We start from the raw sequence: 22,959 nt of genomic DNA on the forward strand, positions 1-22,959 counted from the left end.
GACGGATGGTAGGAGCGATGCTGGCGAGTGGCCCTTGACCAGAATCAAGTCGGGCCTGGCGCAGGTGCGACGGATGCGCACGGCTGGCGCGTTGCCGCACCCCCCTACTTGAGCTTCAGGCGCCGCGCCAGTTTGTGCAGGTTGCTGGCGTCCACGCCAAGCAAGCGCGCAGCACTCGCCCAATTGCCGGCGCAGTGCTCCAGGGCGTGGCGAATGTTCCAGCGCTGGCACTCGTCCACCGCCACCGCTAAGGGTTGGAAGGACTCAATCGATGACGCGGGCAAGGCGCGTTCAGCCGCGACGACGGCCGCGTCCAGGCCCAGGGCGTGCGGCTCCAGGCAGATCACCGAACTGCGCGGTTCAGCACGGCTGAGCTGTTTCAACGCGGCGCGACTGATCACGTGCTCCAGCTCGCGCACATTGCCCGGCCAGGGGTAATCGAGCAGCACCCGTTGCGCCGCTGGCGATAGCTGCAGGTCACGCAAGCCCAGGCGCTCACGGCTGAGCTCGACGAAATGCCGCGCCAGCAACCACACGTCCTCGCCGCGCTCGCGCAACGCCGGGATCGGCACCGGGTACACCGACAGCCGGTGATACAGGTCGGCGCGAAACAGGCCGTCGCGCACGCTGTCCGGTAGGTGGCGATTGGTCGCGGCGATGATGCGCACGTCCACATGCAATGGCCGATCGGCGCCCAGGCGTTGGATCTCGCCATTCTCCAGGGTACGCAGCAGCTTGGCCTGGACGCTCAAGGGTAATTCGCCGACCTCATCGAGGAACAAGGTGCCGCCGTTGGCCGCATCGAACCGCCCGGCACGGTCGTGGGTGGCGCCGGAGAAAGCCCCCTTGACGTGACCGAACAGCTCGCTTTCGGCCAACGCCTCCGGCAGCGCGGCGCAGTTGACCTGCACCAAAGGCGTGTTGCAGCGGCGCGACAGGCGATGCAGGCGCCGTGCGAACAACTCTTTGCCGACCCCGGTTTCGCCGAGCAACAACACCGGCAACTGCGTTTCGGCCAGCAGCGCCAGCTCGTCGAGCAACTGCAGCAACACCGGGCTTTGGCCGAGGATGCCGTCGGGCGGCGCGGTCATTTCGACCCTCCTGGGGTTCACAACACCCTGACAACCTGTGGTCATGATTACCTTGCTCCGGGATATATCGTTATTTTTCAATCAGTTGAAATTGGCACGCCACGTGCAATCACCGGTGTATATCCGTACCGCCGATGAGGAAAGCCCGATGCGCGTGAGCGACTGGAACACCCAACCCCAGGACCACTTGATCGACCATCTGCTGACGCGCTACCACGCGCGTCATCGCGAGCAATTGCCGGAACTGGTGCGCCTGGCGAGCCGCGTCGAACAGGTCCACGGCCACCACCTGCAATGCCCCAACGGCCTGGCCGACCTGCTGCACGATATGCAGCAGGAACTGGAGAGCCACATGCTCAAGGAAGAGCAGGTGCTGTTCCCGATGCTGCAAATGGGCATGGGCCCCCAGGCGGCGACGCCGATCCAGGTGATGCGCTACGAGCACGACCAGCACGCCGAGGCGCTGGAGCAGCTGTTAAGCCTGACGAACCAGATCACCCCGCCGGCCGAGGCCTGTAACACCTGGCGCAGCCTGTACCGCGAGCTGAGCGCCTTTCATGCCGACCTGCGCGAACACATCCGCCTGGAGAACGACATACTGTTCGCCAACGCCGCGCCCGGCCTCGTACCGGCCCGCGCATAGCGCACGTGCTCAACCGATCACTGCGACGATCGTGCAACGTTGCCTGTGCGTTGCCCTTGTCGAGGATCAAGTACGACCGACGCCAACAGGATTATCCTCGGGCATCCCTTCCCGTCATTCCCCGAGGTCAAGATGGTGCTCCATCGCGTTCATCACCAAATCCTGCGCAGCCACCACTTGTTCGAGCCCCTGGACGAGGTGCAACTGAACGAACTGATGAGCAGCAGCCAATTGCTCAGTGTCGATAAAGGCGAACCACTGTTTCGCCAGGGCGAACCGGCCGACGCGTTCTACTTCGTGATCGCCGGCGCAGTGAAAATCTACCGCCTCACCCCGGACGGCCAGGAGAAGGTGTTCGAGGTGATCGGCGAGCGGCAGACCTTTGCCGAAGCCATGATGCTGATGGATACGCCCAACTACGTGGCCTGCGCCGAAGCGGTGTGCCCCACGCAGTTGTACCGGTTGTCCAACGCCACCTACATGCGTTTGCTGCAAAGCAACAGCCGCCTGACCTTCGCCCTGCTCGGCACGTTGTGCGTGCGCCTGCACCAGCGGGTCAACGAGATCGAAACCCTGTCGCTGAAAAACGCCACCCACCGCGTGGTGCGCTACCTGCTCACGCAACTGGTGCGCCTGCAAAGCACCAACTGCAGCTTTGAGCTGCCGATGGCCAAGCAATTGATTGCCGGGCACCTGTCGATCCAGCCGGAGACCTTTTCGCGGATTATCCGACGCTTGATCGACGAGAAAATCATCACCCAGGACGGCCGGCAAATCGCGATTCTCGACCGCCCGCGCCTAGAGCAATTCGAGTGAAAACCTGCCTGGTCTGCCAGCACGGCAACGCCGTGGAGCGCGACCTTTGCGAGCGCTGTGCCACGCCGCTGCCCGAGGCCCACGCCAGCACCCTGGCGCGCCGACTGAAGCGTTTCCAGTGGTTCTGCCTGGGCCTGACGCTGTTCTGCGCAGTGATGTTCTTCTGGTTACCCAGGGACTTTTACTGAGCCTCGGTCAACTGCCGATACAGTTGCGGCAGGCGCAGCGGCAATTGTTCAGGGCGATGGATCAGCGTGAAGCCATGCGCGCCGAACATGTACGGCAGGTAGTCGCCGGCCTGTTTGTCGATGGTGATGCAGAACGGAATCAAGCCCTGACGCCGCGCTTCGACCACCGCCTGGCGCGTGTCCTCCACGCCGTAACGGCCCTCATACAGGTCCAGGTCATTGGGCTTGCCGTCGGTGATCAACAACAGCAACTTGCGCCGCTGCGGGCAGGCGCCCAGCAGTTGGGTGGCCTGGCGGATGGCCGCGCCCATGCGCGTGTAGTAACCCGGTTTGAGGCCCTGAATCGCGCCACGCGTGCGATCGTCATAGGCTTGCTGGAAGGTTTTGAGCACCTGCAAACGCACCTGATGCCGACGCAGCGAAGAAAACCCATATAACGCAAAGCGGTCCCCGGCCCCGGCCAGGCTTTCGCCGAACAGCAGCAGGCTGTCGCGTATCACATCGATGACCTTTTGCTCATCGTTGACATGGGCATCGGTAGACATCGACAGATCGGCCAGCAACAGGCACGCCAGGTCGCGGTGGGTGTGGCGCTGCTCAAGGAATAGCCCGCGCTCGGCGCAGGCGCCCTGCTGGCGCTCTACGTGAAAATCCAGCCAGGCTTGCAGGTCCACCTCTGACCCTTGAGGCTGCTGGCGCTTCCATTGGCGGTCGGTGCGCAAGCTCTGGAATTGCCGGCGCAGGCGCTGGGCCTGGGCCTGCAACCGCGCGGGCAAGGGTTGCGGCGCGGCGCAACGCGGCTGCATCAATTGCAGGTTGACGAAGCCTGCCTGCAAGCACTGCCGACGGTAGTCCCACTCGGGCAACTTGATGCCCTCACCCAAGGGGATGTCGTCGACATCGGCGGGCGGCAGATCCAGGTGCAGCTTGAGCCCGCCGCTCTTGCGCACGCGCTGGCGCGACAGGCTCAACTGGTCGAGGTCTTCGGCGACACGGGCGGCGTCCGGGTCCTGGCTGTCGTCAGACCAGCGATCGAGGTCGACGTGTTCGCTCCAACTGAACAGGTTTTCCAGGCGCACCACCAACAGGCCGCCATCGCGGCTCGCGTCGTCAACGCGGGTGGCGCGCTTGGGCCCGCCTTGCTGCTCGCCGGGCGGGGCTGACAGGTCGTCGCCCTCCTCCTCCACGTCGGTACTTTGCGGAGTGTCCAACTGCAGCGCCGGGTACAGCCATAACGGCAACGGCCAGGCGGCCCGCGCACTGCGCGGCAAGTGACGCACGCTGCCGGGTTCGCGCAGGGCCTTGCGCAAGGCCCGTTCCAGCGCGGCTTCATCGGGTTTGAGGCTGGCCGGGTCGGGGCGCAGTTGCAGGTGCGCCTCCACCAGGCGCTGGTAGCGCGGCAGCATCGCCGGGTAGCGCTGCAACAGCAACCAGGTCCAACGTTGGTTGTCGCGGGCCCAGTGGCTCATCGGCCCGGCGTGGGCCGCGAGCAACGCCAGCCAGCGATACAACTCGTGGTTCAGCGCCGCGTCGGGAAACACCGCGAGGCGCGCCGGCAAGCGCAGGCGGTTGCCGTCGCAAGAGGCCAAGGGCGCCTGTTTGCAGGTGCCGGCGATGCGCATCAACAGGTTGCGACGCAGCAACAGGTCGCGCTCGCAGGCCGCCTCCAGCGCCATCCCGCCGGCGCCGCCCAGGGCGCGAAACAACAGGGCCAGGCTGCGCTGATGGTCCGTCAGCGCGACCTGCGCCTCGGGGAAATCCACAGTGGCACGGCGGGTGATAAAGCGGTGCCAGACGCTGCCGACCCACTCTTCCAATTCCAGGGTAAAGGCCATGACGTGTGCTCCAAACGTAAAACGGCCCGCTGTACCAGCCGGGCCGCCCTCTTAGGGATTGACGATCAATACACAATCGGTGCCGGCGCACCGGCGACTGCTTGGCGTTGGCGGAAGCTGTACAGGTAGCAGAGCAGCCCCAGCAGGAACACCACGCCACTGGCCAACCGGGCCCAGAACAAGGCGGTCAAATGCTCGACCGTGGCCATGAACGGCAAGGCCACACCGTCCGCCGGCCAGCGCTGCAACCACACCTGCACCACGCCGGCAGCGGTGAGGAACAGGGTGATCATCACCATCGACAGCACCATCAGCCAGAAGCCCCAGATTTCAATGGTCTGCGAACGCGCATCGGGGGCTTCGCCGAGGCCGCGCAAGCGTGGCATGGCGTAGCTGATCAGGGTCATCACGATCATCGCGTAGGCCCCGAAGAACGCCAGGTGGCCGTGGGCCGCCGTGAGCTGGGTGCCGTGGGTGTAGAAGTTGACCGGTGCCAGGGTGTGCAGGAAGCCCCAGACCCCGGCACCGAAGAAGGCTGTCACGGTGGTGCCCTTGGCCCACAAGGTGGCCGCGCGGTTCGGGTGCTGGCGCCGCCGACGTTTGACCATGGTGAAGGCGAACATCACCATCGCCAGGAACGGCAGCGGCTCCAGGGCCGAGAAGATCGAGCCGACCCACAGCCACACCTCGGGTGCGCCGATCCAGAAGAAGTGGTGCCCGGTGCCGATGATCCCGGTGATCAAGGCCATGGCGATGATCACGTACAGCCATTTTTCCACCACTTCACGGTCGACGCCGGTGACCTTGATCAGCACGAATGCCAGCATCGAGCCCATGATCAGTTCCCACACGCCTTCGACCCAAAGGTGCACCACCCACCACCAGTAGAATTTGTCGCGTGCGAGGTTGCCGGGGTTGTAGAAGGAGAACAGGAAGAACACCGCGAGGCCGATCAGGCCGGTCATCATCACCATGCTGACCGTGGTCTTGCGGCCCTTGAGCAGGGTCATGCCGATGTTGTAGAGAAAGCCCAGGCACACCACCACAATGCCCATTTTGGTAATGGTCGGTTGCTCGAGGAACTCGCGGCCCATGGTTGGCAACAGTTCGTTATGGGTCAGCTTGGCCAGCGCCGCATACGGCACCAGCAGGTAACCGAGGATGGTCAACACCCCGGCCGCGGCAAACACCCAGAACAGCACGATGGCCAGTTTGGGGCTGTGCAGTTCGCGGTCGGCCTCCTCGGGTATCAGGTAATAGGCGGCGCCCATGAAGCCGAACAACAGCCAGACGATCAACAGGTTGGTATGGACCATCCGCGCCACGTTGAAGGGGATCAACGGGAACAGAAAGTCGCCCACCACGTATTGCAGGCCCATGATCAGGCCAAACAGCACCTGGCCGACGAACAGGATCAAGGCAAACACAAAGTAGGGTTTGGCCACGGCCTGGGATTGGAATTTCAGATAGGGATTGGCGCTGCGCATGGCTCAGCCCTCCTTGTTCGGTGGCCAGTTATTGGTATCGATCTTCGAGCTCCATTTGAGGAACTCGGCCATGTCGTCCACCTCCTGGTCGCTGAGGTTGAATTGCGGCATGGCCCGACGCCCCGGCACCCCAAGGGGCTGCATTTTCATCCAGGCGTGCAGGAACGGCTTGAACCCTTCGTCACCCCCACGGCGCTTGAACACATTGCCCAGCTCCGGCGCAAAGTACGCGCCCTCGCCCAACAGGGTGTGGCAACCGACGCAGTTATTGCGCTCCCAGACGCCCTTGCCGCGGATCACGGAGTCAGTGAGCTGGTCGACGTTGCTGCGGGCGGGAAAGGTTTGTTCGGTGTGGTAGGTCAAGGCCAGGAAAATCAGGAAGAAGAACACGCTTCCTCCGAAATAGATGTTCCTGGCCATGCCCTTGGTGAAGGTCTCTGACATGGTCGCTTCCTCATGGCTTGGCGGTGGCCATGATAGGAAGGTGGGGGGTGAAAACCGCTTGATGGCGATCAAGAATTGTTGATCGGGGTGGTCGGGTATTCTTGGGGGATTGAGTAGCGGTCGGTTTGGCTCCGTTTGATTCAGGGTGCGGCGAAGCAGTTAAGCGTGCGCTTGAGCGTTGCCCAGTGAGCCGCTTCGGCGGGCCCGAGGGGTTGGGTCTTGACGTAACTCAACGCGATCAGGCGGCGTGTGCCCGGTAGTTGCAGCGCCAACTGGTACTGGTAAAAGCTGTCGCTGCCTTTGTTGAAACTGTTCTGCACTTCATAGGCATCGACATCCTGTGCGGCCCCCACCTTTATGGCTTGCACTGGCGAGTAACGAAGGTACTTCTCCTGTTGTTCGAGCGCTTTTAGCTGCGCTTGGAAGTTACTTTGCAACGTTTCGCCGTCCGCCAGCGGGCTACGGCTGACGACCAGCGTGGTGCCCAGGTGGGCGAACTTGAGGATATTGATCGAGGCATCCTGTACGGCGGCATCGGGCAAGGTGAATTGGGCTTCATTGATCAAGTAGTTCATGGTGCAAGTATCTCGTTATTGGCCGGCGCCCGGCGTGTCCGCAAATGTTGATTCGACGGCGTTATGGATAGTGGCTCGCACACCCTGCTGACCGGGTGATGTGCCCTTGTCACTGCCCTGGTTGATATCCAGTTTGCCTTGTGTCTGGATCTTGCTACTGCCGGAGGAAAACAGATTGAACGAGCCACAGGTCAGGTTGATGGCTCCGTCTGACGTGAGCTCAATCACACTGTCGCCGCACACCAGGCGAATACTGTCTCCAGCTTCGAGGGTATAGCGCGTGGCGGCGCAGTCGGATTTGGCGCCGCCCACCAGCACGGTGTCGTTGTTGCGTACTACGCGCAGGCGATTAGCGCCAATCGTTACCGTCTCGTTGTGCCCGATGCGCTTGTTGCGGTCATGCCCCACCGAGTGGCTCTCATCTACCTCAACCACGATGTCCTGATTCCGCTCGGCATGGATATACACCTGCTCCAACCCCTTCTTGTCCTCCATGCGGATTTCATTGAAGTTGGCCGGCGTGCCGCCCTTGCTCGAACGACTTTTCATGCCGCTCTGGGTTGCGTTCTCCGGCAAATCGTAGGGCACCGTCTGCTCCGCGTTGTACACCCGCCCAGTAATGATCGGCCGGTCGGGGTCGCCTTCGAGAAAGCTCACAATCACTTCCTGGCCGATCCGTGGGATCTGCATCGAGCCCCAGTTCTTGCCGGCCCACGACTGCGACACGCGTATCCAGCACGAGCTGTTTTCATTGGATTGGTCGTGGCGGTCCCAGTGGAAATGCACCTTCACGCGGCCGTACTGGTCGGTCCAGATTTCTTCGCCTTTGGGGCCGACCACCAGGGCGGTCTGCGGGCCTTTGACGATGGGGCGATAGGTGTTGGCCAGCGGGCGGAAGTTTTGTTGGGCGTCGATGCAGGTGAGGCTGCTTTCGTACTGCGCAGAGTTTGAGCCGCCGCCGCTTTCCAGGCTTTCCTGATGGATGTTGTAGCGGATGCCGACGATCAGGTATTCGCGGTTCTGGTCCTGGCGGCTGAAGCCGGTGAGGCTGAACAGGTGGCCGGAACCGAGGCCGCGGGCGTTGCCGCTGAATTCGATTTGTTCATGCAGGGTTTGCAGCGCTTCGATGCGGGTGCGCGCGTAGTGTTCGCCGTCCGCGCTTTGCACGTAGGTGCCGGGGTAGTCGTACAGCGGGTAGTCGCCGGCGGTGTGCGGGCGCGGCATGGCCGAGCGCACGTCGATGCTCGCGCTGGGGCGCTGGAAGTCGTAGTCGTTGAGCTCCAGCGAGCCCGGCTGCACTTGCTGCGCCAGGTGCCAGTTGTGCATGTGGTCGCGTTCGCGTTGCTGCTCGTCCTTGGGGTAATACGGAATCGACGCGTATCCCGGCACCGTGGTGTGGGCGCCGTAGGCATCGGCCAGCACCAGCACGTGGCGGTCCTGTTCGTGTCGGAAGAAGTAGTAGATGCCTTCCTGTTCCATCAAGCGGCTGACGAAATCGAAGCTGGTTTCGCGGTACTGCACGCAGTATTCCCACTCGCGGTATGGCCGGCTCAGGGCGTCTTCGAAGTCGGAAAAACCCAGGTCGCGGAACACCTGCTTGATGATCTGCGGGATGCTCAGGTTCTGGAAAATCCGACAGTCCGAGGTGCGGCTCAGCAACCACAGCCACGGGCGTAGCGTCACCTGGTAGCTGGCGAACTGGCCCTGGTCAATGCTCTGGCTGCACTGCGCGACGATCCCGTGGAAATGCCGCTCGCCGCCGTCTGCCAGTTGCACGCCGACGCTCATCGGCTTGCCGAGCAACTGGTTGAGGTCGATGTTGGCGTCCAGGGAGGTCAGTTGCAGGTCGTAGGTGAACAGCCTTCCCAACGCTTCGCCGCCGCCCATTTGATTGAGCAGCAGCACGTCCGGCCCGAGGGGGCTGGTGATTTTGGCTAGGCGTGAGGTTTGGTTAAAAAGCATGGGTTAACCCCTAAATAGCGTAGTAATTTTCGGATCCGTTTCCAAATGTGGGAGGGGGCTTGCTCCCGGTAGCGGTGCGTCAGTTGATGCATAGGGTGACTGATTCACCGCTATCGGGAGCAAGCCCCCTCCCACATTTGCATTGCATTCCAACAGTCGTTATTCGGTGTCGCTGAAGTCGTAGTGCAGTTCGTTTTCCATGCTACTGGTCCGCATACCCGCCAGCGCCTTGCCTTCGAGCATGCGCGAGAGGAATTCATGCCCGTCAGAACAAATTTATTTATGCTTCTTTGCGCTCGGTTAAGTCGGCAGAGAAGTAAACAAATAGCTATTAACTAAACCGTCCTGTTTGACCTTCAGGCTCAGATAATTTCTGAATAGCCTCTTAGGCTTCCGCTGTTTTTTCAGCTTTCTAAGACCCCTGAAGAAGTGAAATAAATCGCGTGGTAAATTCTAGACCTTCATAATCTTCAAGGCTCTCAATATTGAAAACCGCCCCGCGTTGAGCGGTGAGCTTTTGCAATCGCCGCTTCAATATTTTATTGACCCGATTGTCTGGCTCAGACGATAAGAGGGCGAGCGCCTTTTGTGCGCGGGCAGACACGTCTTTAAAAAAAATGTGCTGGGGATCCGCAGGGGGAATGATATTTTCAAGATTACAGTTCTGGAAAGTCACATACTCCAGCTTGCAAAGTTCAAAGTCGACGAGAAGAGGAGTGTTCGGCTGATCGGATATGAAATATATCTCTTGGAGTTTTCCAGTAAATTTAATATTGGCAATCTTCTTCGCATTAAATGAGTTATCAATAATTTTGCACTGAATGAATGTGCAGTTGCTAAGGCGACAGCCTTTAAGTGACGCCTCTCGAAAATTGCATCTTGTAAACGTGCAGCTTTCAAACTCACTATCGTTTAGACTGGATGTTTGAAAATCGACGTTCTTGAACGCGCACTTGATCAAAGTTGTTTTATTAAAGAATCGAGATCCGGAAAAGTCAGTTTTTTCAAACTCGCAATTTTCCAGATCACACTGGTCAAAAATTGGGTCAGAGAGTTTCGAGTTTTTTAGTTTGCAGCTACCAATGAACTCGTTTTCGAAAAGCATTTTTGTAGGAAGAACTAATCCCTCCCGCTCAACGCCGGATAATATCTTTGATGTGATTTTTTCACTCACCATAACACTCCTTTATAACCATTGCCCCAGTCGCCATAACGCCGCTGATGCGTGCCTCTTTTCCAATCAGCTTTCGTCGTTAGACCCACCAAGTTTTAGTTTAAATATCATACACATCGTGTAGGCGCCCTCCTGTTTTCGATACTTTTATGTGACGTAGTGACGGGTCATTACTTACCTTGCCTTTGAAAACGGCATCGATTCTCAGGGTAAAGGGGACGGATATGTTTGAACTGTTAGGCAAACAAGCAATAACATCCCCACTAGTTCAAGAAATACCATTCCCACGCTGCCCGCATGGTGAAGTGGCACGATCAGTTCAGCTTTCTGAATATATTGGCAGCTTTCTATTGTCCGGCAACTTTTCAAAAATCGTTAAGTTGCCATTTTTGCTATTTATTTCATAATTTCGCGTCGTGAAGGTCTCGCGCCATATGTTTTCAGTAACAAAAGAGACTACGTCTGCATCGTACTTGTAGAATGTTTCGAAGTACTCACCTGTATCGAGCAAGCTATAATGCGCTATTACATGATTGACTTTAAGGGTATTAATAGAAGCCGAGTCGAGATTGGCCTCTGCACTATCCTCAAAATTACTGCCGAATGTCAACTCTACAATGCGGTCTAGCTCATTAATAAAAAACCTTCTATATACAATCCACCGACCTTTAAAGTTTACATATTTGACGTATTGTATTTCCGCTATAATTTTTTCATTTGCGTCTAAAAAGTAGCAATGCCTATCTTTAGCCGGCTCAGAATCTTTTTTAAGTAAACGTCCAGGCTTGCACCCTCGTAGCTCGCAGATGTAAGGTGCAGGATTGTATGAAGGCATGACGCCCACTCCCCACTTTTTTGTTTTGTACGTACTTTCTACAAATGACATGAGCTCAGCATATTTGTTATGATATTCATTTAACAACGAGAACAAAAGTCCTTTCATAAAGGTCTCCTATTTGACCAGCGGAAAGATTTTTCCGCCGCTTAGTTCAAGGTTGAGTGCCTTTAAACCTTGCTCGAACTCGGATTTAGTCTTTGCCCCTTTTAGGGACTCCCATACGTGTTTTTTGTAAGCGTTACCATGCACACCCTCTTCCGCGTGAGCCGTTGCTTTTGTATTTGGCAGGCGCGTTTTTGAATTAGCAGGCAGCCATATACCGTTTTCTTTTTGATTTATATCTATGCCTAGCCTGTCCATTCGTCTTCTCAACCAGCGCATACGTGCATCTTTCGAGTTGGACATCACAACGTGGTGGGCTCGATAGTCTTTGCTTGGAGCCTTGCCTAGGCGTCCTCCAAGTTTTTTTGCGTCACTCGAGCAACTTAACCCAAGTGGGTCCATCCACGTGAGTGGGTTGGGTGTGTATTGATAGAGGTTCAGTCCACCCGCCAACCCAATCGGATCCGGCGTCGTAAACCTCCCCACATCCGGATCATAAAACCTAAACGTATTAAAATGCAGCCCCGTCTCCCGATCCAGATACTGCCCCTGAAACCGCAAATTCTGCTCTTCAATGAAGTAAGGCTCCCGCACCTCCTCCAGCGTGTTGCCCCACACCCGATAAGTCGCTCGCCAGACGTCATGGCCGTCGGCCTCGGTGAGTTGCTCCGGCAAGCCGTTCAGGTCGTTGTGGTAATACCGCACGCGTTGGTATTCACCGTTACCGTCGACCCTGGCAAGAGGCTCGTAACTGTCGCCATCGTAGAGATAGAGGCTGGTCTGACTGTGTTTATGCTCCTGCAACAACCGTAGGCCATCCCAGGTGAACCGGGTTTCGCCCAGCGGACAGCCATCGCTGCCGTGTTCAGTTTTTTCAATGCGCCGACCCAGCGGGTCGTAGGCCATCCTGACCACGCTGCCGTTGTCATTGCGTACTTCAACTAACCGGCTTTCGGCGTCGTAGGCAAAACGCTGCAAACCACGCACAGCGCTACGCTTTTCAACCATTCGCCCCAAAGCGTCGTAGGTATAGCGCTTGTCTTGATACGTCAGCAGCCGGTTATGCCGTACCAGGCCGCCTTGTTGTGGCCCGTCGAGCAGGTTGGCTGCCGCATCGTAGGCATAGGTTTCGATCCGGCCTATTTGTTGGCTGACGAGGATACGTCCGCTACTGTCGTAGGCCAGGTGCTCTTGGCGGTCGGTACGGCGGCGTCCGATCAGGTTGTCGCTGGGGTCGTAGCTGTAGTGGGTTTCGACCAATGTCGGCAACTGCCACGGTTGGTCGATGCTGCGACGCTGGCGTGAGCGGACCCGGCCACTGCGGTCATAGTCGGTATTTGTTCTGAGTTGACCCTGAGTGCGTTGCAGTTCGCGGTGCAGGCGGTCGCGTTCGAAGTCGCTGATGACGTGGCCGTCGAGATTCAGCTGATGCAGATGGCCGCTGCCGTAGTACAGGCGATTGAGCCAGCGTCCGTCAGGCAAGTGGGTTTGAGTCAGGTTGCCCAATTCGTCGTAATGGCGTTGCAGACACCCCGCCGAGCTGTGTTCTTCGAGCAGTTGCCCCAGCGCGTCATAGCTAAAGCCAAGTGCTTGCTCGCGACCGTCGAGAGCGGTGAAGGTGACCGCGACCAGTTGGTCGTTCAGGTCGTGCTCATAGGCCGTGGTGCCGTCAGCGGTGACTTTGCTGACCAGGCGCCCGAGCGGGTCGCGTTGGAGCTGGTGTGTCAGCGCGTCTACCGCCTCGCCTTCGCTTCCCGGCAGGTAACCGACGGCGACGACGTTATCCAGCGGGTCATAGGCATAGCAGCGCCGACTGTGGTCGAGGTCTTGTTGCTGCACCAGGCGATCGGCTGCGTCCCACTCAAAGCGATAGCTTTCGCCGTTTTCATTGGTCAGTTTCAGCAGTCGCCCGTAGGCATCGTGGTCGAAGGTGACGCAGCGGTTATGCGCGTCCCAGCGTTGTTTAACCTGGCCGCGCCGGTCGTAGGCATAGCGGGAAATGTTGCCGGCGGGGTCGACATAGCCCGTCAGATAACCACTGGCGTTGCGCTGGAAATGCTCAAGGCGCCCGTCCGAAAATCGGCATTCCAGCAACAACCCTTGCCGGCTGTACTGATAGCGCACCGACTCACCTTCAGCATTGGTGTGCACCACCACATTGCCGAATGCATCGTACTGGTAGCCGGTGGCGTAGCCCGAGCAATCCACTTCCTCGATCAGTTGGCTCCACTCGTCCCAGTGCAGCTTCCGGATTTTGTCGGTGGCATCGATGATCTGCACCGGCTGGCCGAAATCGTCGTAGACATAACGGGTGCGGTTGCCCAGCGGATCGATCTCTTCGATGCAGTTGCCATGCCGGTCGTAGCGGTAATGCCAACGGTTGCCCGCCGGGTCGGTTTCCACTTCGGGCAATGCCCAATGCGCCAGCCACTGGGTGTTGCTGATCCTGGCCAGTGGATCGGTCACTGTGCTCAGGTTGCCGGATTCGTCGTAACTGAAGCGCCACTCGCCGTTTTGCGGATCAATCGCGCCGAGCAATTGGCGATCTTCGCTCCATTCGAACTGCCACGTATGGCCCAGGTTATCGACGTAGCGGGTGATCTGGTAATGCGGGTTCCAATAGCGTGTGCTGACCCGTTTCAGGCCATCAGTGACGCGCGTGATACCGGCATCCAGGTCGTAGTCGAAGGTGAATGCATCGCCGGCATCGGTCCAATGCCGGCTGACGCGCCATTCTTCACCCTGCGGGCCAGGCACTGCGCGCCATTGGTAGAAGCAACGCAAGCCACTCGGCAGTTGGTGTTCGACCATGCGCCGCGCGCTGTCGTAAGCAAAACGTCGTTGGCTCGTGCCTTGTGCGTCGAGGACTTCAGCCAGGTCGCCGTGGGTGTCGTAGCGATAGCTGACCAACACGTCGCTGCGCCCAGCAAAATGTTGCCGATGCAGGTAACGGCGCTCGATATGGCTCACGCGCCGCGGATGCTCGACGGTGTAGCTCACGTCGACGTGCATCAGCGCATGGCTGTCGCGCAGGCGGCACAGGCGACCCTGGGCGTCGTAATCCAGAAAGATGCGCCCTTCGTTACGATCACCCAGCAGATGCAGGCGCATCCGCGAAGGGTTCAGAGGGTCGGGCTCGAAGAGCCGATACAGGCCGTCGATACTTTCGATCAGGATGGCGCCGTCGGCGCTGCGCCTGACCGCAAGGCCTTCGCCGGGGCTGAAGGCGCCGCCTGACAACGGGAGGTAGCCGATGTCTATGCGGCGCCCCTGTTCGTCGATGTAGGTGAGGTATTCATCTTTATCGATCTCGACGGCGACCTCATAGGCAACGCTCCAGCCGGCGCCGAAAAGGCCGTCGTGGCGTTGATCGAGGCTGCTGTAGAAGCGCTGCCAGTCGATGGGGAGCAGGCCTGGCAGGACGAAGTCCAGTTCTTCTTCGGCGCCGAGGATTTTGGCCCCGGTCGGGCTATGCACCGGGTTGGGCGTGCCGTTGACCGCGCTGTTGAGTGCCGAGGTGATTTTGCTGGTTCCATAGGCCACGGCTCCGCCCACCGCCGCGCCGCCGACCAGGCACGGCAATGTGCTCCTAAAGCCTTTCACATTGCCGCGTAGCGCAAGCAGCGCGGCAATCGCCAAGCCGACGCCCGGTGTCTTTCCACTGCGAATTTCGCGCACCACGACGGGGTCGCCACCGATACGCACATCGGCAGAAATCAGCCCCTCGACGCTGCCGATCTTGGCGTCACACGTGCTGCGGTCACCGCTGCGTGCGGCCGGTTGCCCGTTGATGAAGACCGAACTGGAACCCTCGGCAATGAATTGCTCGGGCATGGGCGGGTGCTTGGTGCAGGCGACCGTGTCCAGCGGACACGGCACGGTACCGGCAGCGGGCGTGGCGACCGTCGGGCGCCACAGTTGTGAGAAAAATCCCTGTGCCATGTCCAGAAAACTGGGCGCCGGTGGCTCACTGGGCGCGACCGGCAGAGCCATCATCTTTCCGGCCGCCCGGGCGGCCGGTTTGCCATTGATGAAAACGTCGTCTGAGCCGCTGCTGATAAAGGCCTCGATCACCGGCGGAAAAACCCAGTTGGCGGCGGTTTCGCACCAACTGGAGATCTTCACGTCAGCCCCCGAGAGCCCGGCGGTGATCCCCATCACAGCGCCGACCGCCAGCCCCAGGGCGACGCAGCCAACGCCGCCAGTGGCGATGGTCACGCCGGTCGCTGCAGCGATCAACGCGCCGGCGGCCAGGCAGCCCACGGACGTGATGGCGGCATAGGCCGCGACTTCCAGCACACCGCCGAGAACATCGGCCATCATTGAGGTGTGCAGCAGCGCGTCGCCTTCGCGGGCGGCCCAAAACGCGTCAGTCATGTCTGCAATCCCTGCCTGAAAAGGCCGGAATCAAATCACGCGACTAACGTGTTGCTCAGGTGAGACTTTCCGAGAGAGGCGTAAGAATTTTCCCAAAGCAGGCGGAGCGCAGGTGCCTGCGATGCAGACACCTCAGTCCATCAGGTCCACCCAGGCGATGCCATCGCAGGCAAGCCAGCTCCCACAGGTGACCGGGCCCGGCTTCCAGGATCAAGTCGGCTATACGGCCGCCTCGCTTTGGCTTTTGATCTTGGGCACTCCGAGCCTAGACAAGCCCCACCACCAACACCAAAACGACAGGCCAGCCCAGCACCAGAGCGCGCCAAAACCTGGGGGCATGCCGTAACTCCATGAACCCATCGGCAATCATCCACGCCTTGACCACCGCCAGCAGCAAAACCGCCAGCCATAGCCCGGAGCCGCCGGCCAGCACGGTGCCGACGCTGAGCAACACCAACGTAGCCCAACACACGATCAACCCTTGGGAAGCGGTCATCAGCACCTCATCCAATCACGTAAACCAACGGAAACAGCACCACCCACACCAGATCCACCATGTGCCAATACAGCACCCCCGACTCCAGCCCGCCGACCGACAGCCCGACGCGCCAGCAGCCCAGCGCCAGCCACGCGAGAATCACCATGCCCAGCAGCACATGCAGGAAATGAAACCCGGTCAGTATCCAGTACAAGGTAAAAAACGTGCTGTGCTCCAGGCCCAGTCCGGCAGCGCCCAGGTGGGCGTACTCGGTGAGCTTGATCGCCACGTAGACCAACGCCACCAACAGCGCCGCGACGAACAAACCGGCGCCGCGTCGCCAGCGCTGCAATCGCACCTGCTGCAACGCCAGCGCGGCGAACAACCCGGCGGTCAACAGGCTCAAGGTCATCGCCAGCCCGGTGGAGGTGTCCAGTTGCGCGCGCCCTTCGGCAAACACCTCGGGCTTGAGCACCTGGGTCACGGCAAACGCGAGGATCAGAATCGCGAACACCGACAACTCGGCGAGGATGAAAAACCACATCGCCAGGTCGCCCGGCAGGCGGCGGGGTTCAGGCAAAGTACACATCCACCACGTCCATCAAGGCGGCCACGGTGTGCGGGTCGTCCGTCAGCGCTTCGGCCAGGCACGCCAGGCAGGCTTCGCGAATGGGCATGCCGGCGGCGATCAGGCGCGCGGTGAAAATCAGCAGGCGCGTGGAGGCGACTTCTTCCAGGTCGTGTTGATCGAGGCGGCGCAGCGCCTGGCCGAGGCGCACCACCTGGGTCGCCAGGGCAAGGTCCACCTGGGCCTCACGTGCGACGATGCGCGCCTCGCCGTCGACGGCCGGGTAATCGAAGCGCATCGCGACGAAACGCTGGCGGGTGCTGGGCTTCATGCCCTTGAGCAGGTTCTGGTAACCGGGGTTATAGGACACCACCAGCATGAATGACGGCGGCGCCTTGACCACTTCGCCGGTGCGTTCCAGGTACAACTCGCGGCGGTCGTCGGCCACCGGGTGCAGCACCACGGCGGTGTCCTGGCGGGCCTCGACCACTTCGTCCAGGTAGCAGATGCCGCCTTCGCGCACCGCGCGGGTCAGTGGGCCGTCCTGCCACCAGGTGCCCTCGGCGCCGATCAGGTGGCGGCCGATCAGGTCGGCGGCACTCAGGTCGTCGTGGCAGGCCACGGTGTACAGCGGCAAGTTCAGACGATGCGCCATGTGCTGCACGAAACGGGTCTTGCCGCAGCCCGTGGGGCCCTTGATCAGCACCGGCATGCGGTGGCGCCAGGCGTGTTCGAACAGCAGGTGTTCATTGTCCAGGGGTTGGTAGAAGGGCTCAGTCATGACAGGCATCCACAGCGGGTTTGACGGCCACGCTACGGGCGCCTGCGACAACCTGGCAAGCGTCGCCTGCGGCGAACTTGATCGCGGTCAAGCGGGTATTCCGGCACGGCACCATAGTCTGTGCCGGCACGAAGAACCTGCGCCCCGCACCGCGTTGCGAGGCACCGTAAAGGTCCCGCCTGAGGAGTAAATGGAATGCTGACTCGCAACAGAAAACCCTTCACCCTGAGCCTCGCCGCACTGAGTTGCGCGCTGGCCTTGGCACTGCCCATGAGCGCCCATGGCGCACCCCAGCCGACAGAAGTGAAAAGCGCCGGCGCGCCGGACATGAGTCAGGCCGACTTCGACACCTCCAAACAGATTTACTTCGAGCGCTGCGCCGGTTGCCACGGCGTGCTGCGCAAGGGTGCCACCGGCAAACCGCTGACCCCGGACATCACCCAGTCCCGTGGCCAGGCGTACCTGGAAGCATTGATCACCTATGGCTCCCCCGCCGGCATGCCGAACTGGGGCACCTCCAATGCGTTGACCAAAACCCAGATCACCCACATGGCCAGCTTTATCCAGCACACCGCGCCAACCCCACCGGAATGGGGCATGGCCGAAACCCTCAAGACCTGGAAAGTGCTGGTCAAGCCCGAAGACCGGCCGAAGAAACAGCTGAACAGCCTCAACCTGGAAAACCTGTTCTCCGTGACCCTGCGCGACGACGGCAAGATCGCGTTGATTGATGGCGACAGCAAGAAAATCGTCAAACTGATCGACACCGGCTATGCCGTACACATCTCGCGGATCTCCGCTTCGGGCCGCTACCTGCTGGTGATCGGCCGCGACGCCAAGATCGACATGATCGACCTGTGGCCCGCCGAACCGACCAAGGTCGCCGAGATCAAGGTCGGCATCGAGGCGCGCTCGGTGGAGACCTCGAAGTTCAAGGGCTACGAAGACAAGTACGCCATCGCCGGTTCCTACTGGCCGCCACAGTTCACCATCATGGATGGCGAGACCCTGGAGCCCAAACAGATCGTCTCCACCCGGGGCATGACCGTCGACAAGCAGGAATACCACCCCGAGCCACGTGTCGCGGCGATCATCGCCTCTCACGAATGGCCGGAGTTCATCGTCAACGTCAAGGAAACCGGCAAGGTGATGCTGGTCAATTACCAGGACATCAAGAACCTCACCATCACCACCATCGACGCCGCGCCGTTCCTGCATGACGGCGGCTGGGACAGCACGCACCGCTACTTCATGACGGCGGCCAACAACTCGAACAAGGTCGCGGTGATCGACTCCAAGGAACGCAAGCTCACCGCGCTGGTCGAGGTCGGCAAGACCCCGCACCCAGGCCGTGGCGCCAACTTTGTGCACCCCACCTACGGGCCGGTCTGGGCCACCAGCCATCTGGGTGACGGCGGTATTTCGGTGATCGGCACCGACCCGATCAACCACCCGCAATACGCCTGGAAACAGGTGGAATCGCTCAAGGGCCAGGGCGGCGGCTCGCTGTTTATCAAGACCCATCCCAACTCCCGGCATTTGTATGTCGACACCACCCTCAACCCCGACGCCAAGCTCAGCCAATCGGCGGCGGTGTTTGATATCGACCATCTGGAGAAGGGCTACAGCGTGCTGCCGATCGCCGAATACGCCGGCATCAAGCAAGGCGCGCTGCGGGTGGTGCAGCCGGAATACAACAAGGCCGGCGACGAGGTGTGGTTCTCGGTGTGGAACGGCCAGACCGAGGAATCGGCGCTGGTGGTGATCGACGACCAGACCTTGAAGCTCAAGGCGGTGATCAAGGACAAGCGCCTGATCACCCCGACCGGAAAATTCAATGTCTACAACACCCAACACGACATTTATTGAGCCCCATCAACACAAGGACTTCCAATGAAAAATACTCTCTTCGCGCTGCTGGCCTGCATCGCTGCATTCAGCCTGCAACCGGCCCTTGCAAAAGACGGCCAGGCCTTGTTCAACAGCAAACCCTGCGTCGGCTGCCACATGGTTGGCAGCAAGTTGGTGGGGCCGGCCTTGAAGGATGTTGCGGCCAAGAACGCCGGTGTGAAAGACGCCGCCGTGACCCTGGCCAGCCGCATCAAAAACGGCACCCAGGGCAATTGGGGACCGGTTCCGATGCCGCCGAATCAGGTGACGGAAGACGAAGCCAAGGTCTTGGCCGAATGGGTACTGACCTTGAAATAAGCACAAGGAGCGCGCCATGAATGCATCGACGATCGGTACGGCCATGGCGCTGCTCCTGCTGATTCCCGCGCGGGCGCTGGCCACACCGGACGCCGCCCGCCTCGAACACCTGCTGACCCAGGACTGCGGCGCCTGCCACGGCCTGTACCTCACCGGCGGCCTGGGCCCGCCCCTCACCCCGGCGGCCCTCGCCGGGCACAGCCGCGACAGCCTCAACGCCACCATTACCTATGGCCGCCCTGCCCGCGCGATGCCCGGCTGGGCGCCGTTGCTCAGTGCCGGCGAGATCGCCTGGCTGGTCGAACGCCTCCTGCAAGGAAGCCCCGCACCATGATGCGTCCCACTCTTCTATCGCTGTGCCTGCTGCTCGGCGCCTGTGCCCAACCGCCGCTGCGCGGGACTGGCGACCTGGGCCTGGTGATAGAACGCGCCAGCGCCAGTGTGCAAATCATCGAAACCAGCGGGATGAGCCAGCTGGGGCGGATCGACGGCTTGGGCGACCTGTCCCACGCCTCGGCGGTGTTTTCCCGCGACCAGCGCTATGCCTACATTTTCGGCCGCGATGGCGGCCTGACCAAAGTCGACCTGCTGCGCCAACGCCTTGAAAAACGCATCCTCCAGGGCGGCAACAGCATCGGCGGCGCCATCAGCCAGGACGGACGCCTGATTGCCGTCTCCAACTACCAACCCGGCGGGGTCAAGGTGTTCGATGCGGTGACCCTGGCCCAGGTCGCCGACATTCCCGCCACGCCCCTGGCCGACGGTAAACGCTCGCGGGTGGTGGGCCTGGTGGATGCGCCCGGCCAGCGCTTCGTGTTCAGCCTGTTCGACAGCGGCGAGATCTGGAGCGCCGATTTCAGCCAGGGCAACACCCCGCGGATCACGCGGTACCCGGGCATTGGCGAGCAACCCTATGACGCGCTGATCACCGCCGACGGCCGTTACTACATGGCCGGGCTGTTCGGTGAGGACGGCATGGCCCAACTCGACCTGTGGCATCCGGAGCGCGGCGTAAAGCGCGTGCTCGCGGATTACGGGCGCGGCCAGGCAAAACTGCCGGTGTACAAGATGCCGCACCTCGAAGGCTGGGCCGTGGCCGACAACCAAGCCTTTGTGCCCGCCGTCGGCCATCACCAAGTGCTGGTGATGGATGCGCGCAGTTGGCAGCAGACCGCCGCTATTGAGGTGGCAGGCCAACCGATTTTCGTCACCGCACGCCCCGACGGGCGCCAGTTGTGGGTCAATTTCGCCTACCCGGACAACGACCGCGTGCAGGTGATCGACACCGAGACTCACCGCGTGGTGGCCGACCTGCGCCCCGGCCCCGGCGTGCTGCACATGGAGTTCACCGGACGTGGCGAACAGCTGTGGCTGTCGGTGCGCGACGGCGAGCAGGTGCAGATCTGGGACCCGTACCGCATGACCTTGCTCAAGACCTTGCCGGCCTTGAGTCCCAGTGGAATTTTCTTCAGCAGCCGCGCGCAAAAAATGGGGTATTGAAATGGACCTTGACCTGCTCAGCCGTCAATTGATCGAACGCTACCAGCACGGCATGCCGCTGTGCGCCGAACCTTATCGCGAAATGGCCCAGGTGTTGGGCTGCAGCGAAGCACAGTTGATGAAGTGCCTGCACCGCCTGGAACTGGCCGGCTCGCTGTCGCGGGTCGGCCCGGTGTTCGAACACACCCGCGCCGGTGCCAGCACCCTGGCCGCCCTGGCGGTGCCGGTCGACCGCCTGGAACAGGTGGCGCGACGCGTCAACCAGTACCCGGAAGTCAACCATAACTATGCCCGCGAGCATCACTACAACCTGTGGTTTGTCTTGACTGGCCCGCACCGTCAGCACCTGCAACACATCCTCGACGAACTGGAGCAAGACACCGGCCTCATCCCCCTGGACCTGCCGATGCTCACCGCCTACCGCATCGACCTCGGGTTTTCCCTGGGAGCGCATCCATGATCGTCCCACTGAGCCAAGAGCAAATGCTCGACCTGCGCCAATGCCTGGAACGCGGCTTGCCTCTTGTCTCGCGCCCCTACGACAACCTCGCCGAACAGATCGGCGCGCACCATGACCAAGTGTTGCAACAGATGCAGCAATGGCAGGAACAAGGCCTGTTCCGCCGCGTCGGCCTGGTGCTCAATCACCGCGCCCTGGGCTTTGTCGCCAATGCCATGCTGGTGCTGGACGTGCCCGATGCGCTGGTGGATGAAGTCGGCAACCGCCTGGGCCGCGCGCCCGGCGTCAACCTGTGTTATCAGCGCCCGCGCCGGCTGCCGCAGTGGCGCTACAACTTGTTCTGCATGGTGCATGGCCGCGAGCGCGAGGAGGTCACGGCGCATATCCAGCGGATGCTGGAACAGCAGCAATTGAGTGACCTGCCGCACCAACTGCTGTTCAGCACCCGCGCCTTCAAGCAATGCGGTGGGCGCTTTACGCCGCCGTCGTCGCAGGTGTGGGCCCATGGATGATCTCGACCGGCGCCTGATCAATCGACTGCAACACGGCCTGCCACTGGTGCGCGATCCCTGGCAGCAGGTGGCGCAGGAACTGCACAGCCAGCCGAGTGAAGTGCTCGACCGCCTGCATGACCTGCTCGAAGACGGGGTGCTGACGCGCTTCGGTCCGATGTTCGATGTCGAGCGCCTCGGTGGCGCCTTCACCCTGGCCGCGTTGACTGTCCCCGAGGCGCGGTTTGAGGCGGTCGCCGAACAACTCAACGCATTGCCCCAGGTGGCCCACAACTACCGCCGCGAACACCGCTGGAACATGTGGTTCGTGCTGGCCTGCGGCACCGAGGCGGAACTGGCCACCACGCTGTCCCGCATCGAGACCCTGACGGGGTTGGCGGTGCTCAATCTGCCGAAGGAGCAAACCTACCATGTCGGTCTGTATTTCCCGGTCTGACGACCGCCTGGCCCTGCGCCTGGTCGCCCTCACCCAGGGTGGCCTACCGCTGGTGGACGATCCCTGGGCCTGGCTCGCCGAGCAGTTGGGCATCAGCGTCGAGTCGACCCTCGACTTGCTCAAGCGCCTGCAGGCCGAGGGCGCGATCCGGCGTGTCGCCGCCGTGCCCAACCATTACCGCCTGGGTTATCGCCATAACGGCATGACCGTGTGGGATGTGCGCGACGAGCAAATGCCGCGCCTGGGCGAATTGATCGGGGCGCAGCCGTTTGTCAGCCATTGCTACCGCCGCCCGCGCCGTCCCGACTGGCCCTACAACCTGTTCGCCATGGTGCATGGGCGTAGCCGCGAAGAAATCGACAGCTACCGCGAGCACCTGCGCTACCTGCTCGGCGATGCCTGCCGCGCCGACGAGATGCTGGTGAGCAGCCGCATCCTGAAAAAAACCGGCCTGCGCCTGACGCCGGCCCACTAGAAGGAGCGC

Annotated in this window: 22 protein-coding genes and 1 pseudogene; 11 read left to right on the forward strand and 12 right to left on the reverse strand. The window is 60.9% G+C overall.

Going from position 1 to position 22,959, the window contains the following annotated elements; all coding sequences use genetic code 11:
* Window positions 1-104: 104 nt before the first annotated feature.
* Window positions 105-1,070: pseudogene (locus tag P3S72_RS18070) on the reverse strand (sigma 54-interacting transcriptional regulator); the annotation flags it as partial.
* 169 nt (window positions 1,071-1,239) lie between these two features.
* Here P3S72_RS18070 and P3S72_RS18075 point away from each other — a divergent pair.
* The 3 genes from P3S72_RS18075 (at window position 1,240) to P3S72_RS18085 (ending at window position 2,738) form a co-directional block, all read left to right on the forward strand.
* Window positions 1,240-1,734: a hemerythrin domain-containing protein gene (locus tag P3S72_RS18075; RefSeq protein WP_276197951.1), complete on the forward strand. Its 495-nt coding sequence runs from the start codon at window positions 1,240-1,242 to the stop codon at window positions 1,732-1,734.
* 132 nt (window positions 1,735-1,866) lie between these two features.
* Window positions 1,867-2,550, forward strand: coding sequence for a Crp/Fnr family transcriptional regulator (locus P3S72_RS18080; RefSeq protein WP_276193424.1), 684 nt, complete (start codon window positions 1,867-1,869; stop codon window positions 2,548-2,550).
* A complete protein-coding gene (locus P3S72_RS18085; protein WP_276193426.1) occupies window positions 2,547-2,738 on the forward strand; it encodes a protein DnrP in 192 nt (63 codons plus the stop codon). Before P3S72_RS18080 ends, P3S72_RS18085 begins: the two co-directional genes overlap by 4 nt.
* Here P3S72_RS18085 and P3S72_RS18090 read toward each other — a convergent pair.
* The 11 genes from P3S72_RS18090 to P3S72_RS18140 form a co-directional block, all read right to left on the reverse strand.
* A complete protein-coding gene (locus P3S72_RS18090) occupies window positions 2,732-4,573 on the reverse strand; it encodes a VWA domain-containing protein (protein ID WP_276193427.1) in 1,842 nt (613 codons plus the stop codon). The genes P3S72_RS18085 and P3S72_RS18090 overlap by 7 nt on opposite strands.
* Before the next feature lie 65 nt (window positions 4,574-4,638).
* Window positions 4,639-6,060, reverse strand: a complete 1,422-nt coding sequence (locus P3S72_RS18095) for a cbb3-type cytochrome c oxidase subunit I (RefSeq protein WP_276193428.1) — start codon at window positions 6,058-6,060, stop codon at window positions 4,639-4,641.
* 3 nt (window positions 6,061-6,063) lie between these two features.
* The gene (locus P3S72_RS18100; RefSeq protein WP_276193430.1) at window positions 6,064-6,504 is read right to left on the reverse strand and encodes a cytochrome c; all 441 of its coding nucleotides are present in this window, start codon (window positions 6,502-6,504) and stop codon (window positions 6,064-6,066) included.
* 140 nt (window positions 6,505-6,644) lie between these two features.
* Entirely contained in the window at window positions 6,645-7,079 is a 435-nt protein-coding gene (locus P3S72_RS18105) for a DcrB-related protein (RefSeq protein WP_276193431.1), read from the reverse strand.
* A 15-nt stretch (window positions 7,080-7,094) separates the two neighbouring features.
* The gene (locus tag P3S72_RS18110; protein WP_276193432.1) at window positions 7,095-9,041 is read right to left on the reverse strand and encodes a type VI secretion system tip protein VgrG; all 1,947 of its coding nucleotides are present in this window, start codon (window positions 9,039-9,041) and stop codon (window positions 7,095-7,097) included.
* Between the two features lie 412 nt (window positions 9,042-9,453).
* Complete coding sequence (locus P3S72_RS18115) at window positions 9,454-10,215, reverse strand: pentapeptide repeat-containing protein (RefSeq protein ID WP_276193433.1); 762 nt, start codon at window positions 10,213-10,215, stop codon at window positions 9,454-9,456.
* Window positions 10,216-10,534: 319 nt separating this feature from the next.
* Window positions 10,535-11,158, reverse strand: coding sequence for a hypothetical protein (locus tag P3S72_RS18120; RefSeq protein WP_276193435.1), 624 nt, complete (start codon window positions 11,156-11,158; stop codon window positions 10,535-10,537).
* 9 nt (window positions 11,159-11,167) lie between these two features.
* Window positions 11,168-15,532 carry an RHS repeat-associated core domain-containing protein gene (locus P3S72_RS18125; RefSeq protein WP_276193436.1) on the reverse strand — a complete coding sequence of 1,455 codons (4,365 nt, stop codon included), beginning with the start codon at window positions 15,530-15,532 and terminating at the stop codon, window positions 11,168-11,170.
* 265 nt (window positions 15,533-15,797) lie between these two features.
* A complete protein-coding gene (locus P3S72_RS18130; RefSeq protein WP_276193437.1) occupies window positions 15,798-16,028 on the reverse strand; it encodes a cytochrome C oxidase subunit IV family protein in 231 nt (76 codons plus the stop codon).
* Window positions 16,029-16,035: 7 nt separating this feature from the next.
* Window positions 16,036-16,599: a cytochrome c oxidase subunit 3 gene (locus P3S72_RS18135; RefSeq protein WP_276193438.1), complete on the reverse strand. Its 564-nt coding sequence runs from the start codon at window positions 16,597-16,599 to the stop codon at window positions 16,036-16,038.
* A complete protein-coding gene (locus P3S72_RS18140; RefSeq protein WP_276193439.1) occupies window positions 16,583-17,359 on the reverse strand; it encodes a CbbQ/NirQ/NorQ/GpvN family protein in 777 nt (258 codons plus the stop codon). The genes P3S72_RS18135 and P3S72_RS18140 overlap by 17 nt, the downstream gene beginning before the upstream one ends.
* Before the next feature lie 270 nt (window positions 17,360-17,629).
* On the opposite strand from P3S72_RS18140, the gene nirS reads away from it, so the two are divergent.
* From nirS to P3S72_RS18180, 8 genes are read left to right on the forward strand one after another with little or no spacing between them, the layout of a single operon-like run.
* Window positions 17,630-19,228 (forward strand): nitrite reductase, encoded by a 1,599-nt coding sequence (gene nirS, locus P3S72_RS18145; RefSeq protein ID WP_276197952.1) that lies wholly within the window; start codon window positions 17,630-17,632, stop codon window positions 19,226-19,228.
* Window positions 19,229-19,252: 24 nt separating this feature from the next.
* Window positions 19,253-19,567: a c-type cytochrome gene (locus P3S72_RS18150; protein WP_276193440.1), complete on the forward strand. Its 315-nt coding sequence runs from the start codon at window positions 19,253-19,255 to the stop codon at window positions 19,565-19,567.
* A 16-nt stretch (window positions 19,568-19,583) separates the two neighbouring features.
* Window positions 19,584-19,901: a cytochrome c gene (locus P3S72_RS18155; protein WP_276193442.1), complete on the forward strand. Its 318-nt coding sequence runs from the start codon at window positions 19,584-19,586 to the stop codon at window positions 19,899-19,901.
* A complete protein-coding gene (locus P3S72_RS18160) occupies window positions 19,898-21,067 on the forward strand; it encodes a cytochrome D1 domain-containing protein (protein ID WP_276193443.1) in 1,170 nt (389 codons plus the stop codon). Before P3S72_RS18155 ends, P3S72_RS18160 begins: the two co-directional genes overlap by 4 nt.
* 1 nt (window position 21,068) lies before the next feature.
* Window positions 21,069-21,527 carry an Lrp/AsnC family transcriptional regulator gene (locus tag P3S72_RS18165; RefSeq protein WP_276193445.1) on the forward strand — a complete coding sequence of 153 codons (459 nt, stop codon included), beginning with the start codon at window positions 21,069-21,071 and terminating at the stop codon, window positions 21,525-21,527.
* Window positions 21,524-22,039: an AsnC family protein gene (locus P3S72_RS18170; RefSeq protein ID WP_276193446.1), complete on the forward strand. Its 516-nt coding sequence runs from the start codon at window positions 21,524-21,526 to the stop codon at window positions 22,037-22,039. Before P3S72_RS18165 ends, P3S72_RS18170 begins: the two co-directional genes overlap by 4 nt.
* Complete coding sequence (locus P3S72_RS18175) at window positions 22,032-22,475, forward strand: AsnC family transcriptional regulator (RefSeq protein ID WP_276193447.1); 444 nt, start codon at window positions 22,032-22,034, stop codon at window positions 22,473-22,475. The genes P3S72_RS18170 and P3S72_RS18175 overlap by 8 nt, the downstream gene beginning before the upstream one ends.
* Entirely contained in the window at window positions 22,450-22,950 is a 501-nt protein-coding gene (locus P3S72_RS18180) for a nitrite reductase (RefSeq protein WP_276193448.1), read from the forward strand. The genes P3S72_RS18175 and P3S72_RS18180 overlap by 26 nt, the downstream gene beginning before the upstream one ends.
* Window positions 22,951-22,959 lie beyond the last annotated feature (9 nt).

It is taken from the genome of Pseudomonas sp. D3, assembly GCF_029320995.1.
Lineage (GTDB): Bacteria > Pseudomonadota > Gammaproteobacteria > Pseudomonadales > Pseudomonadaceae > Aquipseudomonas > Aquipseudomonas paraveronii.

Excerpts from the sequence above, each read along its gene's own strand:
- nirS (WP_276197952.1), top strand. The coding sequence starts at position 17,630 with ATGAGCGCCCATGGCGCACCCCAGCCGACAGAAGTGAAAAGCGCCGGC.
- P3S72_RS18155 (WP_276193442.1), top strand. The coding sequence starts at position 19,584 with ATGAATGCATCGACGATCGGTACGGCCATGGCGCTGCTCCTGCTGATT.
- P3S72_RS18165 (WP_276193445.1), top strand. The coding sequence starts at position 21,069 with ATGGACCTTGACCTGCTCAGCCGTCAATTGATCGAACGCTACCAGCAC.
- P3S72_RS18110 (WP_276193432.1), bottom strand. The coding sequence starts at position 9,041 with ATGCTTTTTAACCAAACCTCACGCCTAGCCAAAATCACCAGCCCCCTC.
- P3S72_RS18095 (WP_276193428.1), bottom strand. The coding sequence starts at position 6,060 with ATGCGCAGCGCCAATCCCTATCTGAAATTCCAATCCCAGGCCGTGGCC.
- P3S72_RS18160 (WP_276193443.1), top strand. The coding sequence starts at position 19,898 with ATGATGCGTCCCACTCTTCTATCGCTGTGCCTGCTGCTCGGCGCCTGT.
- P3S72_RS18175 (WP_276193447.1), top strand. The coding sequence starts at position 22,032 with ATGGATGATCTCGACCGGCGCCTGATCAATCGACTGCAACACGGCCTG.
- P3S72_RS18140 (WP_276193439.1), bottom strand. The coding sequence starts at position 17,359 with ATGACTGAGCCCTTCTACCAACCCCTGGACAATGAACACCTGCTGTTC.
- P3S72_RS18125 (WP_276193436.1), bottom strand. The coding sequence starts at position 15,532 with ATGACTGACGCGTTTTGGGCCGCCCGCGAAGGCGACGCGCTGCTGCAC.
- P3S72_RS18135 (WP_276193438.1), bottom strand. The coding sequence starts at position 16,599 with ATGTGTACTTTGCCTGAACCCCGCCGCCTGCCGGGCGACCTGGCGATG.
- P3S72_RS18130 (WP_276193437.1), bottom strand. The coding sequence starts at position 16,028 with ATGACCGCTTCCCAAGGGTTGATCGTGTGTTGGGCTACGTTGGTGTTG.
- P3S72_RS18090 (WP_276193427.1), bottom strand. The coding sequence starts at position 4,573 with ATGGCCTTTACCCTGGAATTGGAAGAGTGGGTCGGCAGCGTCTGGCAC.
- P3S72_RS18105 (WP_276193431.1), bottom strand. The coding sequence starts at position 7,079 with ATGAACTACTTGATCAATGAAGCCCAATTCACCTTGCCCGATGCCGCC.
- P3S72_RS18075 (WP_276197951.1), top strand. The coding sequence starts at position 1,240 with ATGCGCGTGAGCGACTGGAACACCCAACCCCAGGACCACTTGATCGAC.
- P3S72_RS18120 (WP_276193435.1), bottom strand. The coding sequence starts at position 11,158 with ATGAAAGGACTTTTGTTCTCGTTGTTAAATGAATATCATAACAAATAT.
- P3S72_RS18180 (WP_276193448.1), top strand. The coding sequence starts at position 22,450 with ATGTCGGTCTGTATTTCCCGGTCTGACGACCGCCTGGCCCTGCGCCTG.
- P3S72_RS18170 (WP_276193446.1), top strand. The coding sequence starts at position 21,524 with ATGATCGTCCCACTGAGCCAAGAGCAAATGCTCGACCTGCGCCAATGC.
- P3S72_RS18150 (WP_276193440.1), top strand. The coding sequence starts at position 19,253 with ATGAAAAATACTCTCTTCGCGCTGCTGGCCTGCATCGCTGCATTCAGC.
- P3S72_RS18080 (WP_276193424.1), top strand. The coding sequence starts at position 1,867 with ATGGTGCTCCATCGCGTTCATCACCAAATCCTGCGCAGCCACCACTTG.
- P3S72_RS18100 (WP_276193430.1), bottom strand. The coding sequence starts at position 6,504 with ATGTCAGAGACCTTCACCAAGGGCATGGCCAGGAACATCTATTTCGGA.